The 17372-nt window shown below is 36.2% G+C and carries 14 protein-coding genes; 7 read left to right on the plus strand and 7 right to left on the minus strand.

What is annotated here, in order from left to right; all coding sequences use genetic code 11:
* Positions 1-199 precede the first annotated feature (199 nt).
* Complete coding sequence (locus tag VFS71_RS06145) at positions 200-1171, minus strand: polyphosphate kinase 2 family protein (protein WP_326400017.1); 972 nt, start codon at positions 1169-1171, stop codon at positions 200-202.
* A gap of 284 nt (positions 1172-1455) precedes the next feature.
* On the opposite strand from VFS71_RS06145, the gene VFS71_RS06150 reads away from it, so the two are divergent.
* From VFS71_RS06150 to VFS71_RS06165, 4 genes are all read left to right on the plus strand, one after another.
* Entirely contained in the window at positions 1456-2604 is a 1149-nt protein-coding gene (locus VFS71_RS06150; RefSeq protein ID WP_326400018.1) for an efflux RND transporter periplasmic adaptor subunit, read from the plus strand.
* Positions 2605-2637: 33 nt separating this feature from the next.
* Complete coding sequence (locus VFS71_RS06155; protein WP_326400019.1) at positions 2638-5811, plus strand: efflux RND transporter permease subunit; 3174 nt, start codon at positions 2638-2640, stop codon at positions 5809-5811.
* Complete coding sequence (locus VFS71_RS06160) at positions 5801-7168, plus strand: efflux transporter outer membrane subunit (protein ID WP_326400021.1); 1368 nt, start codon at positions 5801-5803, stop codon at positions 7166-7168. Before VFS71_RS06155 ends, VFS71_RS06160 begins: the two co-directional genes overlap by 11 nt.
* A 175-nt stretch (positions 7169-7343) precedes the next feature.
* Positions 7344-8123: a hypothetical protein gene (locus VFS71_RS06165; RefSeq protein WP_326400022.1), complete on the plus strand. Its 780-nt coding sequence runs from the start codon at positions 7344-7346 to the stop codon at positions 8121-8123.
* A gap of 76 nt (positions 8124-8199) precedes the next feature.
* Here VFS71_RS06165 and VFS71_RS06170 read toward each other — a convergent pair whose 3' ends face one another.
* From VFS71_RS06170 to VFS71_RS06180, 3 genes are all read right to left on the minus strand, one after another.
* A complete protein-coding gene (locus VFS71_RS06170) occupies positions 8200-8610 on the minus strand; it encodes a BrxA/BrxB family bacilliredoxin (RefSeq protein WP_077372634.1) in 411 nt (136 codons plus the stop codon).
* A 131-nt stretch (positions 8611-8741) separates the two neighbouring features.
* Complete coding sequence (locus tag VFS71_RS06175; RefSeq protein WP_326400023.1) at positions 8742-9206, minus strand: thioredoxin family protein; 465 nt, start codon at positions 9204-9206, stop codon at positions 8742-8744.
* On the minus strand, positions 9207-11483 hold the full coding sequence (locus VFS71_RS06180) for a TonB-dependent receptor (RefSeq protein WP_326400025.1): 2277 nt from the start codon (positions 11481-11483) through the stop codon (positions 9207-9209).
* Positions 11484-11571: 88 nt separating this feature from the next.
* Here VFS71_RS06180 and VFS71_RS06185 point away from each other — a divergent pair, with 88 nt between their 5' ends.
* From VFS71_RS06185 to VFS71_RS06195, 3 genes are all read left to right on the plus strand, one after another.
* Positions 11572-13443, plus strand: coding sequence for an Nramp family divalent metal transporter (locus tag VFS71_RS06185; RefSeq protein WP_326400027.1), 1872 nt, complete (start codon positions 11572-11574; stop codon positions 13441-13443).
* A 98-nt stretch (positions 13444-13541) separates the two neighbouring features.
* Positions 13542-14195: a metal-dependent transcriptional regulator gene (locus VFS71_RS06190; RefSeq protein WP_326400028.1), complete on the plus strand. Its 654-nt coding sequence runs from the start codon at positions 13542-13544 to the stop codon at positions 14193-14195.
* A 222-nt stretch (positions 14196-14417) separates the two neighbouring features.
* A complete protein-coding gene (locus VFS71_RS06195) occupies positions 14418-15521 on the plus strand; it encodes a hypothetical protein (RefSeq protein ID WP_326400029.1) in 1104 nt (367 codons plus the stop codon).
* Positions 15522-15792: 271 nt separating this feature from the next.
* Here VFS71_RS06195 and VFS71_RS06200 read toward each other — a convergent pair whose 3' ends face one another.
* The 3 genes from VFS71_RS06200 to VFS71_RS06210 all read right to left on the minus strand — a co-directional run.
* The gene (locus VFS71_RS06200) at positions 15793-16275 is read right to left on the minus strand and encodes a nuclear transport factor 2 family protein (protein ID WP_326400030.1); all 483 of its coding nucleotides are present in this window, start codon (positions 16273-16275) and stop codon (positions 15793-15795) included.
* Between the two features lie 310 nt (positions 16276-16585).
* The gene (locus VFS71_RS06205) at positions 16586-16708 is read right to left on the minus strand and encodes a FeoB-associated Cys-rich membrane protein (protein ID WP_326400031.1); all 123 of its coding nucleotides are present in this window, start codon (positions 16706-16708) and stop codon (positions 16586-16588) included.
* Between the two features lie 6 nt (positions 16709-16714).
* Positions 16715-17372 (minus strand): nucleoside recognition domain-containing protein (locus VFS71_RS06210; RefSeq protein ID WP_326400032.1); only part of this gene is annotated, 658 nt, incomplete at its 5' end.

Genomic DNA, 17372 nt, shown 5'->3' on the forward strand with positions numbered 1-17372 from the left:
GCTACAAAGTCGCTTTTTAAGGTTTTGGTATTGTATGCTGCAATCCATTCTGTAGGTGGAAAAAGTTTAGAAGTCATAGGCTCTTTTTAGTGATTCGTGACTAGTTCTTAGTGATTAGCTTTTTGGCAGTGATTTTGAAAATAAGTCTTTTGAAATTGTGCTCTAGATTAATCACTTTTTCCTAATTACTATGGACTAATTAATCTTCCTCGTCTAACAATGCTTTTTTAACAGTATTTAATTCGGCTATTTTTTCTGCACTTACTTTTGGGTATTCTAAATCCATTTCTTCTAATGCCGTTATGATTGCCGATGCAATAGCGATACGGGCATAGGATTTATTGTCGGCAGGAATTACATACCAAGGGGACTTTTTGGTAGAGGTGTTTTTTATCAATTCCTGATAGGCATGCATATAGTCATCCCAGTAACCTCTTTCTTTGGCGTCGGCAGCACTGAATTTCCAGTTTTTGTCTGGATCGTCCACGCGCTCAATGAATCGTTTTTTTTGTTCATTTTTGGAGACGTTAAGAAAAAATTTAAGTACAATGGTACCATTTCTGTTTAGGTATTTTTCGAAGTTGCGAATGTCTTGAAAACGTTCCTCCCAAATGTCTTTGGTAATCAGTTTTTCCGGAAGCTTTTGGCCTTTTAGAATTTGTTCGTGTACACGTACTACCAAAACTTCTTCATAATAAGAACGGTTAAAAATCCCGATGCGTCCTCGCTCGGGTAAATGTTTTTGGCAACGCCATAAAAAATCGTGATCTAAATCCTCAGTACTGGGTGCCTTAAAAGAAGAAACTTGACATCCTTGTGGATTCACGCCTGACATTACATGCTTGATAGCCCCATCTTTGCCGGCAGCATCCATCGCTTGAAAAACGAGTAATAATGACCATTTGTCTTGAGCGTATAATATATCCTGCATGGCAGCCAATGCATCAACACCCATTTGCAAGGTTTGATTCACCAATGGTTTCCCTTCGTCACCCAAATTAAAACTGGCTTTGGTCTCGTAATCTTTAAGCTTGAAACCGTCTCCATCGCCAACACAATATTGTTTAGAGAATTTTTTAGCTCTTTGTATCAGTTCTTTTTTGCTTAAAGAGGTTAGGTCAATTAGGTTTTCTTCAAATTCATTGAGCTCTTTTTTATTTGACTTAGACATAATCTTGGGATTTAATGTTAGTAAAAAGATGATGGAGATAACAATAAAGGTTGTTCCAATGATAAAAATTATGGGATACAACCGACTAATTTACTAAAAAAACGAAAGCAAAGTTTTTTTTAACATAGGAAAATTGGAGGATTCATAATCAGAATTTAAAAAGATAAAATACTACTAAAATTTTTTCATCAAATATTGAATTATTCATTTGTTTTTTTGTAATTTCCTGTTAGTGATAGATATAAATCATTATTTTTGTTTATACTAATTTTAATAATAATTTTATGAATACGCTGAAAAAGATTAAAATATTATTTTTTGTTATAGTTATATCTTCATTTTATGCTTCATGTAAAAAGGAAGTGGCACCAGAGGCCAAGCCACTAGAAATTTCGGTTGTAAAAGTATTGCAGCAAGACGTAAGGCTGGAATCGGAATTCACGGGGCAAACTTTTGGGCAATCGGATATTGAGATTAACCCTAGAGTTGATGGTGTTATCGAAAGCCTCAACTTTAAAGAAGGTGGCTTTGTAACCAAAGGACAGTTGTTATACACGATTGATCCATTGCCATTACAGGAAAAGGTGAACCAGTCGGAAGCAAATTTGGCCGAAATGCAGGCTAGATTAGCTAAAACCAAATCAGATTATGATATGATGGTGCCACTGGCCAAGATGAACGCTGTCAGTCAAAGAGAATTAATAGCCGCAAAATCAGCGTATAACGCAGCTACTGCTTCCATAAAAGCGGCCAATGCCAATTTAGCAAATTCAAGAATAGAATTAGGATACAGCAGAATTGTTGCCCCAATTTCAGGACTGATAGGGATATCAAAAGTTCGGGTAGGGGATTATGTCCGTCCGGGCGCTGCTTCCGTTTTAAATACAGTTTCAGATTTAGGAGATGTAAGGGTTCGTTTTACAATGAGCGAACAGGAATATCTTCGAATTTTCAGAGAAATATCCAAGAAAGATTCCAGTCTAAAAGGAGCCGGAAAAGCAATCTCATTAGTATTGTCGGATGGGTCGATTTACTCTGAAACTGGGAAAATCAGCTTTGCTGACAGACAAATCGATCCAACTACCGGGGCGGTAACTCTTGAGGCTGCATTTGCCAATCCTGATCAATTAATTCGTCCAGGGCAATACGTGAAGGTTTTGGTTGTTACTGATGTGCGAAAAAATGCATTGGTTATTCCCCAACGTTCCGTTATTGAAATGCAAGGAATTTTTCAGGTTTATGTTTTGGATAACAGCAATAAAGTAGAGATGAAAATGGTGCAAATTGGTTCATCATATAAAGATTCTTATATAGTTACAGAGGGATTAACTGCTAATGATAAAGTTGCTCTTGGAGGAACCTCTTTATTGAAAAGCGGAAGTGTTATAACTCCAAAAATAAAAGAATGGACTCCAGGAAATGCAGATAATTAATCAGTGCTGACTAAATAATTTAGAAACATCATTATGGGAGAATTTTTTGTTAGAAGACCAATTGTAGCCATGGTAATCAGTATCATCATTGTGATACTCGGATTACTTGCATTACAAAAAACGCCAATATCTCAGTATCCAGATATCAATCCGCCTGTTGTAAAAATAACTACAAGCTTTACTGGTGCTAATGCATTAAATGTCGAGCAAGCAGTTGCTACTCCAATCGAGCAAAAGGTAAATGGGGTAGAACAGATGCTTTACATAAAATCTACAAATACCTCTGATGGAGCATGTACAATTGAAGTGACATTTGATGTAGGTACTAATTTGGATAATGCCAATATGCTTACTCAAAACCGTCAGGCACAGTCGGCTCCTTTTATGCCTTCGAGTGTAAAGCAACAAGGGGTAGTGGTAAAAAAATCATTATCGTTTCCGATGATGTTGTTTACACTTACTAGCACCAATCCTAAATACGATTCCAAATTTTTGAATAACTATGCGAACATCAACATAGTGGATCAATTGGCTCGTATAAAAGGTGTAGGTGAAGTTTCACTTTTTGGGGGAAGCGACTATTCCATGAGAGTTTGGCTAAAGGCCGATGTAATGAGCAAACTTGAAATAACTGTTGATGACGTAAAGAATGCTTTGAATGCTCAAAACATGATCAGCCCCGGAGGAAAATTTGGTGCCGAGCCTACTCCATTAGGGACTGATTTTACGTATGGTGTTACACTTCAAGATCGTTTGGTTACTGAAAAAGAGTTTGGCAAAATTGTGGTAAAAAGTAAACCAGATGGCTCCGAAGTACTATTAAGCGATATCTCCAGAATTGAATTGGGGACAGAAAATTATAGTTCAAACGCCCGAAGAAACGGTAATGCCACAGCGGCAATTACAGTATTCCAGATGCCGGGAAGTAATGCCTTGGAAGTGGCTAATCTTGCCAAAGAGGCTATGAAAAAAATGTCCGAAAAGTTTCCAAAAGACATTGTTTATCAAGAATCATTGGATACAACACTTGCGATAACGGCTGGTGTTGAGGATATTGTTCACACTCTTTTTGAAGCTGTTATACTGGTAATCCTAGTAGTATTTATATTTCTTCAAAACTGGCGTGCCACTTTGATTCCATTGATAACGGTTCCTGTATCATTAATTGGTACCATAGCGGTTTTCCCTATGTTAGGCTTTTCTATAAATACCTTGTCTTTATTGGGATTGGTATTGGCAATTGGTATTGTTGTGGATGATGCCATTGTGGTTGTGGAAGCCGTGATGCATCATATTGAACACGGTAAATCTCCCAAAGACGCAACTATTCAAGCGATGCGTGAAGTTTCAGGGCCAGTAATTGCAATTGCGCTTATCTTGATTGCAGTTTTCGTGCCTGTTGCGATGACTCCCGGTATCACAGGTCGTTTTTACCAGCAATTTGCGATAACGATCGCGGTCTCGGTCGCCTTCTCGGCATTTAGTGCACTGTCCTTAAGTCCTGCGCTCTGTGCCATGTTATTGAAACCCACAAAACCAGTTGATCAACAAAAAGGATGGTTGGCTAAATTTTTTGCAGGCTTCAATAGAATTTTCGAAAAAGTAACAGGAGGGTATTTAAAAGGAGCTACTTTTTTTGCTAAAAAATCAATGCGCATTGTCGCTTTATTAGCTATAATTCTTGTGGCTGTTGTATTGTTGGGTAAAAAAATTCCATTAGGCTTTATTCCGGAGGAAGATCAAGGATATGTTTTAATTAATATTGCATTGCCTCCCGCATCTTCCCTTCAACGTACAGATGAAATTTCAAAGAAAGTGGATGGGTTTTTAAAAGAAGAGGAATCGATACTGTCTTATACTACAATCAATGGATTTAGTATGCTTACCAACTCTTATCAACCGAATAACGCTTTTATTTTCATATCCTTAAAACCATGGGAAGAAAGGTCAGAAACGGCCAAGCAATTGGTGGATCGATTAAATAAAAAACTATCGACACAAATTACGACAGCAACAGCTTTTGCCTTTGGTCCTCCTGCCATTCAAGGTTTGGGAGCATCGGCAGGTTTCAGCTTAATGCTACAGGATAGGGGCGGAAACACTCCGCAATATCTTGCTCAACAAACACAAGCCTTTATTGCGGCAGCTCAAAAGCGGCCCGAAATAAAAAGGATTTATACCACTTTTAACGCGGGAACACCTCAAATAAAATTAGATATTGATAACGAAAAAGCCATGAAATTAGGAGTGCCTGTTTCAAAGGTTACTGAAGTATTGGGAGCCTTTTTAGGAGGAACTTACGTGAATGACTTCAATCGTTTTGGACGTCAATATAAAGTTTATTTGCAAGGTGAGGCAGTTGACAGATTGAAACCAGAAAATTTGAATAAAATATACGTAAGGAATAACGAAGGCAGTATGTTGCCTGTATCGACTTTGGTTACCGCTACAAAAGTCGCTGGACCTGATTTTACCAATCGTCTTAATTTATTTAGGTCGGCTGAGATTGGAGGAAGTCCAAACGACGGTTACAGTAGTGCACAAGCTTTGGATGCATTGGAAGAAGTAGCCAAGGAAACATTGCCGGCCGATATGAGTTACGATTATATCAATCTTTCATATCAGGAAAAACACTCGCCAGGGGGTGGTACTGTGTTCTTTATGGCGTTGGTATTTGTGTTCTTAATTCTTGCCGCACAATACGAAAGCTGGAAATTGCCTTTTAGTGTGTTGCTTGGAGCGCCTTTTGCGGTTTTTGGAGCATTTTTAGGATTGGCTTTGGCAAGATTTGGAAGTGATGCTTATGTAAATAATGTGTTTGCACAAATTGGGTTGGTACTGCTAATCGGATTGGTCGCCAAGAATGCGATTCTTATTGTTGAGTTTGCCAAAGAAGAATATGAAAAAGGCAAACCACTCTACGAATCGGCAATGGTTGCGGCTAAACTTCGTTTTCGACCAATATTAATGACTGCTTTTGCCTTTATACTTGGGGTTGTTCCGTTACTCACCGCTACGGGTGCTGGTTCACAGGCTCGTATCGTAATGGGTATGGCAGTATTCAGTGGAATGTTGATAGCCACAGTTCTTGGAGTATTAATTGTTCCGGGTTTATTTGTAATGATTGAAAATATCGGAAAAAACAAGGATGAGGTTGTAGCAAATGAAAATAGTACGGATTCAAAAACTACTGATCATGAGGAATAAATTTAAAATAGTTGTTGTTATTCTTATCCTTGCAGTACTTCCTGTAGGTTGTTTGGTAGGTCCTAAATACCAAAAGCCGGAAGAACAAAATGCTGCTAATTTTCATAATGGTCCTGCAAATGCGGATACGTTGGCTTCAGTGGTTAACGTTAAATGGTTTGATCTCTTTAATGACGAAGTTCTAAAAGGGTTAATAAATAAGGGATTAGAAAATAATTACGACATGAAAATTGCTATGGCTCGTATAGAACGAACCAGGGCAGAATTAGGATATACCAAAGCAGATTTATTACCTGCAGTTGGTTATAGCGGAACGGTAAACAGTAATGAGAAAACCTTTTTGCCTTCCAATGCATCGGCTAATTTATCTTGGGAATTGGATTTTTGGGGAAAAATTCGCCATGAAAACAGAGCGGTTCAAGATGAATTACTAGCCAGTGAAGAAGGGCGAAAAGTGATTCTTTCTAATTTGGTAAGTGATATTGCGGTAGCTTATTTTGAGCTTCGTGATTTAGACAATCAGTTGCTTATTACGAAACAAACTTTGGAAACCAGACAAAAAGCTTATGAAATCATTAATCAAAGATTTACGGCTGGTTATGTTTCTGAGGTCGATAAAGTTCAGATTGAGCAACAAGTAGCTATTGCCGAAGCAGCAATACCGTCGATTCAAAGACAAATTACCGATAGAGAAAACACAATTTCAATATTGCTTGGTCAAGCTCCTGGTCCAATTGAACGTGGAAAAACAGTCTTGGAACTTCAAGTTGCTAATAATATTCCTGTTTCAATTCCTTCTATATTGTTAAAAAACAGGCCGGATGTAAAGCAGGCAGAAATGTATTATATGGCTTCTAATGAAAGAATAGGGGTGGCACAGGCGATGCGTTTTCCTTCTTTTAATATTGCGGCAATAGCGGGATTTGCAAACAGTGAAGTAAGTTCTTTATTTGATGGTTCTTCGTATTTGCAAAATGCAAGTGCTTCGGTTGCCGGACCGATTTTTAATTTTGGAAAAAACAGAAGAAGAGTTGAAATTTATAGACAAATTGCTGAGGAATCGAGACTTTCATACCAAAAAACTTGTATCGTCGCCGTTGCAGAAGTGGAGCAAGCTTTGCAAAATGTAAAAACCTATAAAGAAGAATGGGCAGCCAGAAATAGACAAGTACTAGCCGCCAGAAAGAATTTGGAATTATCAAATGCTAGATATTATAATGGTTATGTGTCTTATTTAGAAGTTTTGGAAGTCGAACGGTCTTTATTTGATGCCGAATTAAGTCTTTCGGACTTAACAGAAAGCCAACTTAGTTCGATGATACAATTGTATAGAGCTTTAGGTGGTGGCTGGAATTAATTGCCAATACCTTAAAACAAAAAACCACACAATTTGTGTGGTTTTTTGTTTTAAATACTTTGCGTTTAACTGAAATCTAATATGCTTTGTCGACTTTAGATTTTTTGTAACATATAAATTGTAACTTTATGTAAATGAATATGTCGTGTTTATTTTGAATTTAATTATGGTAATTATGGATAATATCATATTTCTAAATCTGGCAATGTGTTTAATTCCGTTTTCTTGTGTTTTGATTCCAATTCTTTTGGGTCAGCAGTATGGATTTTATTTAAAAAGAAAAGCAGTTAAGGTTAGTGATGCTCCTGTGGGGTCTGTAGTAGGTGCAGCACTTGGTTTGTTGGCTTTTATGCTTGCGTTTACCTTTCAAATTGTTGACAACCGTTACAACGAACGTAAAAAACTTTTACTGGATGAGGTAACCACTATTCGCACCACGTATTTAAGAGCAGGATTGATCCCAGAACCCTATAAATCGAGAACAAGGAAGCTTTTGATCGAATATACCGATTTGCGGGCAGCTATAGCCAATGATATAGCTCCCCAAAAATTGGAGCATTTAAAAGTTAGATCTCAAATAATTTTGGATTCACTTTGGCATTATTCAGAAGCATTGGCGGCTTTTGATAGAAGTTCGGAAGCATTTTCGCTTTATATGGGATCTACAAACGATTTGAATGAAATATATAATCACCGCGTGACTTTTACTTTTGAGTACCGAATTCCATTTGCCATCTTATTTATTTTGGGTATTATTACTTTATTTTCAATGTTTTTATTGGGATATCAGTTTGGGATATCAGGTAAAAAAAATAACATCGTCGCTGTTATAATTTCCATAATTTTTGCTTCGTTGATGTGGCTGATTCTGGCTCTTGATAGACCGGAGCAAGGATTTATTCGATTGAATCAAAAACCAATAATCACGCTTTATAAACAACTGCACAGAAAATGAAGTTGAACAAAATAGCATTAAAATCAAAAACCATTCGCCTCGACGAATGGTTTTTGATTTTAATGTGTTTTAAAGCTTAGCAATACTCGTTGAAAGCATCTTTTAAGTTTTCTGCAATAGTTTCTGCTGGACGTCCTTCAATGTGGTGACGCTCTAACATATGAACCAATTCACCGTCTTTAAACAAAGCAATACTTGGAGAAGATGGAGGGAATGGAAACATAAATCCTCTAGCAGCTTCTACCGCTTCACGATCTACACCTGCAAAAACAGTTACTAGATTAGATGGTTTTTTTGCATTATCCAAACTCATTTTAGCTCCCGGACGGGCATTTCTTGCTGCGCAACCACAAACAGAGTTTACTACTACAAGTGTTGTTCCTGCTGATTTTATGGCGCTTTCTACAGCATCGGCAGTATGTAATTCTTGAAAACCAGCAGATGTTAATTCAGCTTGCATTGGTTTTACCATTTCTTCTGGATACATATTTTTTATTTTAAGTTCAACTTTTAGAACTGCAAAGTTACAAAGTTTAGTTGCAAGAACTTAATTAGAATTATAAAGTTTTGTTATAGTTTGATTGTTGTTTTAGGGAAATGTTTCAAAAACCAACTAACTTATTTTCTCTTTCCAAGAATAGTGAGTAACTGTTTGCCGTTTAGAAAAGAATGCTTTTGGAACACTATTGAAAGATCAGATTGTAGAACCGTAATCGTTGGATAAACCACTTGGGAATTAATTGTTGCCAATGCCGCTGCCAGTTCATGAATTCCTGTGTTTTGTCCATTTGGTTTAAATGAGAAAGTGTGATTATTGAAGCGAATGTCGTCTTTGCTTTCAGCATCCAATGGGATAAAATAATAATTGGTATTTAAAATATTTATTATTTCAGGGTTTTTGAAAGTGGAATTTTGCATCATTTTACAGTAGTTGCACCAAGAAGTATGTATAAAAACGACAAATGGTTTCGGATTTTCTTTGGATAATTTTTCAGCTTCTTCAAAAGAATAGGTTTTCAATTGGGCAAAACCAGATGGAATCGCCCAAAAGAAAATCAATAGTATGTAAAAACCTTTTTTCATTTAAAATAAATTATAACGCAGTCCAAAGAAACCCCTAATTCCTTGATTGGGACCATAAACATAAGTGGTGTCAAATGTTAATCCGTAGGGATTGTCCGGTGTTACTAATACTTTGCCATTTGGATCATATTGTACATTTTTGTCAAACGGATCTTCGATTCTGGAAATTAGGAAAGGGTTGTTTTGTTTTGGAGTAAAGTTAAGCAGGTTTTTGATGCCGACATAGAATTCAAAACCTTTAATTCCGGTATAGGTAAACTGTATGTTTTGTAAACTGTACCAAGGAGAATAAGGATTACGAGGATCTGTTTCGCTCAACAATGGTAATTTCATCGGACTGTAAATATTTCCTGTGTAGTCAATGGAAAGATTTATTCTGTTTATTTTATAGGAAGCACTCCAAGTGGCAGTGAAATTCTCGGTCAGATAAGGTCTTGTTTTTATCCCGTTTTCCACATTGGAGACATCCATATATGTTGCACCAAGTATAAGTTTTAATCCGTTGGTGAAATTCGCATCAATATTACAGCTTATTCCTTGACTCAAAGCATAACCGTCAATGTTGTCATAAATGATTTTGTTTGGGTCAGTTGCATAATCAGATACAATTTTATTGCTGAATTGGGTATAAAAAGCTGTAGTCTCAATTCCTAAAAATGTGCCATTATTTAAGTAGATTTTCTTTATATAATTCAAATTGGCATTTATTGATTTTTCAGGGTCTAAATCATGAGCAATCACAACTTCTCTTGACCCGGTTAACGCTGCGTGGTCTTCGGTAAATAAATTGACAACCCTAAAACCGGTTCCAGCATTGAAACGGAGAATGTTATCATCATTGATTTTTAATTTATAGGCAAATCTCGGTGTAAAAATATTCCCGTGGATGGAATTGTAATCGTATCGTATGCCGAATAATACTTTGTGCTTCTCGCTAAAAGCAATTTCATCTTGCGCAAAAATCCCCGGAAGCCATGTTTTTTCGGGATTGTTTTCGTTCAAAAGTGAGGTAGATTGAGTGTTGTCATCATAATAAGTGTAACGAGACGCGATTCCAGTAAGCAAATCGTTTTTCCCTATTTTTTTGTCCCATGTAAGTTGAAGAAACCCAATTTTTTGATTTGCAATGTAAGAAGTGGTTCCGTATCGGCTGTCTTGAAAATGCATCGTTCCAGAGAAGGAAAGCATTAGTTTTTCTGTTGTTGGCAATTGATAACTACCTATTAGTTCACCTCTTTTGGTATAAATACTCTCTCCATAGATTTCATCCCCTCCGCGGTATTTTTTCTCCCAACGTACATCACCACCCCAACGATCTTCGTACATGCCTCGAACGGCTACTGTAAACAATCTGTTTTGAGCACGATTGAAATTCCATTTATTGAAAAGGGAAATTCTGTTTTGTGCCGTAACATCAGTAAATCCGTCGTGGTCATTGTCAATGGTTTGGTCGTAGAGGTAATAATTTAGCCCTAACAGAGAAGATGCTTTTTGTTTGATATTAAATTTCACACCCAAATCAGCATTTGTTTCCAGCCATGAAGTTGTAAATACATCGGCTGAAAATAGGGGAGCATTGATTGGGTTTTTTGTAATGATGTTGATCAAGCCTCCTACTGCCTCACTTCCGTACAAAGAAGAGGCTGGACCTTTTACAATTTCGATTCGCTCTACTAATGAGTTTGGAATTCCAGACAATCCATAAACTGTCGATAAGCTACTGACAATTGGCATTCCGTCAATCATTACCGATGTATAAGGACCTTCCAATCCATTGATATGAATATCACCAGTATTGCAGACACCACAGTTGAGCTGTGGTCTCACTCCGTTTACATTTTGCAATGCTTCATAAATACTTGGTGTTGGATTTTTTTTGAAAAAAACAGGAGTGTAAACTTCAACAGGGACCGCACTTTCTAGACGCTTCACGGCTTTCAAAGTTCCAGATACTACTACCTCGTTGAGCTCGTTTTCGTCAGTTTGCATTTCAAAGTCCAATTGTATTTGTGCTGATGTCTGTATTGTGATGTTTTTTCGTTGGGTTTTGTAACCAACAGCAGTTACTAGCATTTTGTAGTTGCCTTTTGTAATATTTTGAAAGGTGTAAATTCCTTTGCTGTCGGTTTGTGTGCTGTAATTGGTCCCTATTATCTCTACTGCTGCATTTTCAATTGGGTTTGTTTTATTCGTAACCATTCCTCTTACAGCTATATTTTCTTGAGCGTATGTTAACTGTATTATAAAGATTGTAATCGACGAAAATAAATATTTCATTTTATTAAATTAAATTTTAGACAAAGCTAAAAAAATAATTTCATTAATGTAAAGTTATTTTATATATTTGTTTTTTAAACTATTAAAAATGTCCAAATCTCTTGAAGAAGTAAACCAATCGGTCACTACACAAAATAAAACTACAGTATTCAGAAAAATATTAGCCTTTTTTGGTCCCGCTTATTTGGTTAGTGTGGGGTACATGGATCCCGGAAATTGGGCAACAGACATAGCAGGAGGAAGTCAGTTTGGGTATGCCTTATTATGGGTATTACTGATGAGTAATTTGATGGCGTTGTTGTTGCAAAGCTTAAGTGCCAGATTAGGTATCGTTACCCAACGTGATTTGGCGCAAGCATCACGTGAAACCTATTCGAAATTTATTAATTATATTCTTTATTTTCTTGCCGAAATTGCCATTGCGGCCTGTGATCTTGCCGAGGTTTTAGGAATGGCCATTGGTATTAATTTATTATTTGGGATTCCGTTGGTAGAAGCGGTTTTGATTACTGTTTTGGATACATTTTTATTGCTTTTCTTAATTAATAAAGGCATTCGAAAAATGGAAGCATTTATCATTGTACTCGTTATGATCATTGGGTTTTCGTTTATATTCGAAATGATATTTGCAGAACCTGAAATGGGTAAAGTGCTTTATGGTTTGATCCCTTCTTTGCCTAATGAATCTGCACTTTACATTGCTATTGGGATTATTGGGGCCACGGTAATGCCACACAACTTGTATCTGCATTCTTCTTTGGTACAAACAAGAAAATTTGACCGTAGTCCAGCAGGAATAAAACAAGCCATTAAATATAATTTTATAGATTCAACGATTGCCTTAAACTTGGCTTTCTTTGTAAATGCGGCTATTTTAATTTTGGCGGCAGCTACATTCTATAAAAACGGAATGTTCGAAGTGGCCGAAATTCAAGATGCTTACCGTTTTCTACAACCGATATTAGGAACTAAGTGGGCGCCTATTTTATTTGCGGTAGCCTTAATAGCGGCAGGACAAAGCTCGACGGTTACAGGAACGTTAGCTGGGCAGATCGTAATGGAAGGCTATCTAAATTTACGTATTCAGCCATGGGTTCGTAGAATTATTACTCGTTTAATTGCTATTGTGCCAGCAATGATTGTTATTTTTATTTTTGGCGAAAGCGTTACCGGAAAAATGTTGATTCTTAGTCAGGTAATTTTAAGTTTGCAATTGGGGTTTGCCATCATTCCGCTCATTCATTTTGTGAGTGATAAAAGAAAAATGAAAGGATTTCATATTAGCAGAACGACACAAATTGCATCATGGATAGTGGCTTTGGTCATTGTTTCGCTTAACGCTAAATTGGTTTTTTCGGAAATTCAAGGATGGTTGGAAACTTCAGAAAATCCATTAGTTCTTTGGTTAACAGTAGTGCCTTTGGCAATTAGTTTCTTGATTTTGTTGCTTTATATAGTGATTAAACCTTTTGTGACGAAATCAAAACCGGATATTCAAAACCATTCTCCACATCTTTTGGCCTTGAAGTTTTCTTCAACGGGAACGTATTCTTATAAAAACATTGCTGTGTCTGTTGATTTTTCTTCTGCAGATGAAGCTGCTTTAAATCACGCTTTTGAATTAGGCGGAATGGACGCCAAATACACTTTGATGCATGTGGTAGAGACAGTTGGTGCCATGATGTATGGAAATGAAGCCGATGATCATGAAACTTCTATAGATGAAACGTTATTGCTGGAATATAAAGAAATGCTTTCGCAAAAGGGTTTTACAATTGAAACAGAATTAGGGTTTGGAAATCCAACCAAGATTATTCCAACGATAATAAATAATGGTAATTTTGATATTTTGGTCATGGGAACTCATGGGCATACAGGCTTGAAAGATCTAATTTTTGGAACTACAGTTGATAAACTACGCCATAAAATTTCAATACCTTTGTTTATTGTAAAAAATTAAAAAAAAGTTGCTGAGGTTCTGAGTGGCTAAGTTTCTATGAATTTTTAAAAATCTTTAAACTAAGAACCTCAGAATCTTGAACCTTAGAACATATAAAAATGACTTTCTCCGAAGAAAATTATCTGAAATCCATATATCATCTTACTACTAGCCTCGATAGTGAGGTCAGCACCAATGCTATTGCCGAAATGATGGAAACCAAAGCTTCCTCTGTAACGGATATGCTTAAAAAATTGGCCGAAAAAGACTTGATTAATTATAAAAAATACCAAGGGGTTTCATTAACCGAAAACGGGAAACATGCTGCCAAAATGATTGTGAGAAAACATCGTTTATGGGAAGTTTTTTTGGTTGAGAAGCTTGATTTTTCTTGGGATGAAGTTCATGATATTGCCGAACAACTTGAACATATCAAATCTGAAAAACTCATCAACAAACTCGACGATTTTCTTGGAAATCCTACCGAAGATCCACACGGTGACCCGATACCCGATGCACAAGGGCGAATAATAGCAATAGAAAAACAACTATTATCTGAGTTAACGGCAAATCAATCTGGGATTTGTGTTGGTGTCAAAGACAATTCTTCCGATTTTTTGAAATACTTAGACAAACAACAAATTGGATTGGGAACTAAAATCGAAGTGGTAACCAAAGAATCATTTGATTTGTCCTTAAAAATAAAAGTAAACAGCACGGAATTGACCATTTCAAACAAAATAGCAAGTAATTTATTTGTAAAAGTGCTTTAAATTGAAATGGTATCCTCATTTTGAAGTTAAAATGCTCAGTTAGAGATGGAAGAATTTATATGGAGTGAAGCTGTAATTTTATTGGTGCAATAAGGCTATAAAACTTGAATTCATCTATTTGGCACAATTTTTGTTTTTTACTACGTAAGATATTCCAGCAAGGATTTAATTTATTAAGTTTTGTTTGTTATATTTACATTAGTATTTTTAAATCGTAACAATATGAAAATAAGATTTTTATCGCTTTTAGCAATAGTAATTAGTTTATCAGGTTTAAGTGCTTTTTCACAAACAGGGAGTGATACTGGGGAATTAGGTTTGCCCGGAGATAATTTAGACCTTTATGCAGTTTTGGATCTTTTTCAAAAATCAAAGACGATTGAAGATTTTGAAAAATCATTGAACGATGAAAAAAACAAAATCAATAATTTGGATTTAAACGATGATAAAAAAGTTGATTTTATCAAAGTGGAGACCAAAAAAGACGGAGATGATTTTACCTTTATTCTTCGAGATCCCATTAGTAAAAAAGAAACTCAGGACGTTGCTGTTATTTTGGTTTCAAAAGACAAAAACAAAAAAATATCACTTCAAATTGTTGGAGATAAGGATCTTTATGGCAAGGATTATATTGTTGAGCCTAGTCCAAAAGGGAGTGGTGGTGTTACCGCTAATCCAGGCTACACAGGGGCTGATCCAGTTACCGTTAATGTACCAGCCTCGACTACGACAGTTGTAGTTGAGCAAGCTCCAATTGTGCAGTATGTTTATTCTCCAGCATACGTGCCTTATTATCCTCCATACTATTATGGTTATTATCCGCCTTGGTTTGGATTTGCCACTGTTATGGCTGTAGGGATTTATAGAAGTAATCATTGGGGTTATCACGGGGGAGGATATGGATATCACAACACAAATGTTTATGTTAATCATAATAGTTTCAACAATTATAATAATAATAGTCGAAACACTTCAAATCGGGTATCCCACAATAATATAAACAGCAATAACAGGAACAATATAAATAACGGTAATAGAAACAACAATAATAGTAATAGAAATTCAGCTTCAACCAGAGATGCCAATAGATCTTCAGCGTCAACGCGCGATGGTAATAGGTCTTCTGCTTCGACTCGTGATGCAAGCAGCAGACCATCAGCTTCAACTCGTGATGTAGGCAGCAACAGATCTTCTTCAGCATCAACAAGGCCTTCTACTTCAAATCGTTCAAGCAGTTTTAGCGGTGGCAGTGGTGGCGGTTTCCGTTCAAGCGGCGGTGGCGGAGGCGGTTTTAGAGGCGGCGGTGGTGGTGGAAGAAGACGCTAATCTAGATATGATTTAAATAAAGCGATAATAGAATAGCCCTGATAAAGTGATTTGTCAGGGTTTTTTATTTTCAAAATGTTTTTTTTGTAAAGACAAGGATACACCGTAGAGAATGTAGAGATGTACTTCGGTGCAATTTTACAAATGCAATTAGCCGATTTTTAAAATAGTATTTAATTATTAGATTAAAAATTATAGTAGTTAGACATAAAAAAAAGGTTCTCAAATCAAAATTTTTGAGAACCTTTTTAGTGGGAGGACGGACCATTTATTAGTTTGGCAAATCCGAAGTGCTCATGTCTCTTAGGCTATAATATTTTCCGTCTTTTTTAACGAATAATGTCATGTAATTTCCTGAATTTACTACAGATTTTGTAGAGTCAACTACTTTATAAGTGCCTATTTCAACAACTTGTTCACCATCTTTTGCAACAAACACTTCGTTAGTTGTAAATGAAATTTTCCTGCCCTTTGAAATACTATCAACATGGGCTTTCAAATACTCAATTATCGCTTCTTTGCCCGTTACAGGTTGGTTGTTTTGTGGATAGGTAATAGCATCATCTGCAAAGTATCCTATTTCTTTCATTACGCCAGCGTTATATGTGTCTGCAAATTCATTTTCTTTGGCTTGGATTTCTTCTTTGATTTGATTCGTATCAATTGCCGGGGCTGCCGGTTCTTCTTTTTTACAGGAAATTAATAATAACAATGCACTTGATACAACTAATCCTTTAATAAACTGTTTTCTCATAATATTCTGTTTTTTTAAATTTAGGCATTAAGTAATTGAAAATTAGTGACATAAATTTAAGATAAAAAATGATATGAAATGCTTTTTATATCAGAAATTAGAAGATTTTATGTCGTTTTACTGTAGATTATCAGCTACTTTTGTGTTTTTGGACAAAAATCGTAAAGAAAGAAATTTATTTTTTTAGGGAGAAATTGGACGATAGCTTAAAGCAAAGATTGAAATGTACTAAACAGAAACCTTAGGTTTAATAATGAAAAAGGTTTATTTTAGAAGGAAGCAAATTTTTATATTTGGGCATAAAGGCTCATTAACCACAACCACAATCACCACTCCCACAATTTTTGTCCGATTTTTTTTTGAAGAAAAATTTTCGAATCAAAAAAGCAAGTGCAACTCCAAGGATTATAAAGGCTATTATTTTTTGAATCATAATGCTTTATTTTAGGATTTGAAAAGCAATCAAAGCGACCAAATAGGCCAAAGTACTCATGAAAACAAGCTGACCGGCAGGCCATTTCCAAGAGTTGGTTTCTTTTTTGGTTATTGCAAGCGTGCTGGCGCATTGCATGGCAAAAGCATAAAACATAAGTAATGATATTCCAGAGGCAAAATTAAATATTTTTTCGCCGGTTACGGGATTCACTTCTTCGGCCATTTTGTTTTTTATGGTATTTTCATTGTCGGTTCCGCCCACACTATAGATCGTTGCCAGGGTACCAACAAATACTTCTCTGGCCGCAAATGAACTGATGATAGCTATACCAATTTTCCAGTCGTAACCCAATGGGGAAATAACTGGTTCAATGCCTCTTCCCATTAACCCAATGTAAGAGTTTTCTAGTTTTTGTGAAGCGACTGCATTATTGAATTCGGTAGTTGATAGTGGATGTGCTTTGGTGTTCTCCAATATTATGTTTTCTGCGTTTTTAAACTGTTTTCCGGGGCCGTAAGAGGCCAGAAACCACAAGATGATGGATATTGCTAGAATGATTTTTCCGGCGCCAAAAACAAAGGCTTTTGTTTTTTCAATTACGTTGATGGCAACATTCTTGAACATTGGCAATTTATAGTTGGGCATTTCTACCACAAAGAAT

Source organism: Flavobacterium sp. (assembly GCF_035760125.1).
Classification (GTDB): Bacteria; Bacteroidota; Bacteroidia; order Flavobacteriales; family Flavobacteriaceae; genus Flavobacterium.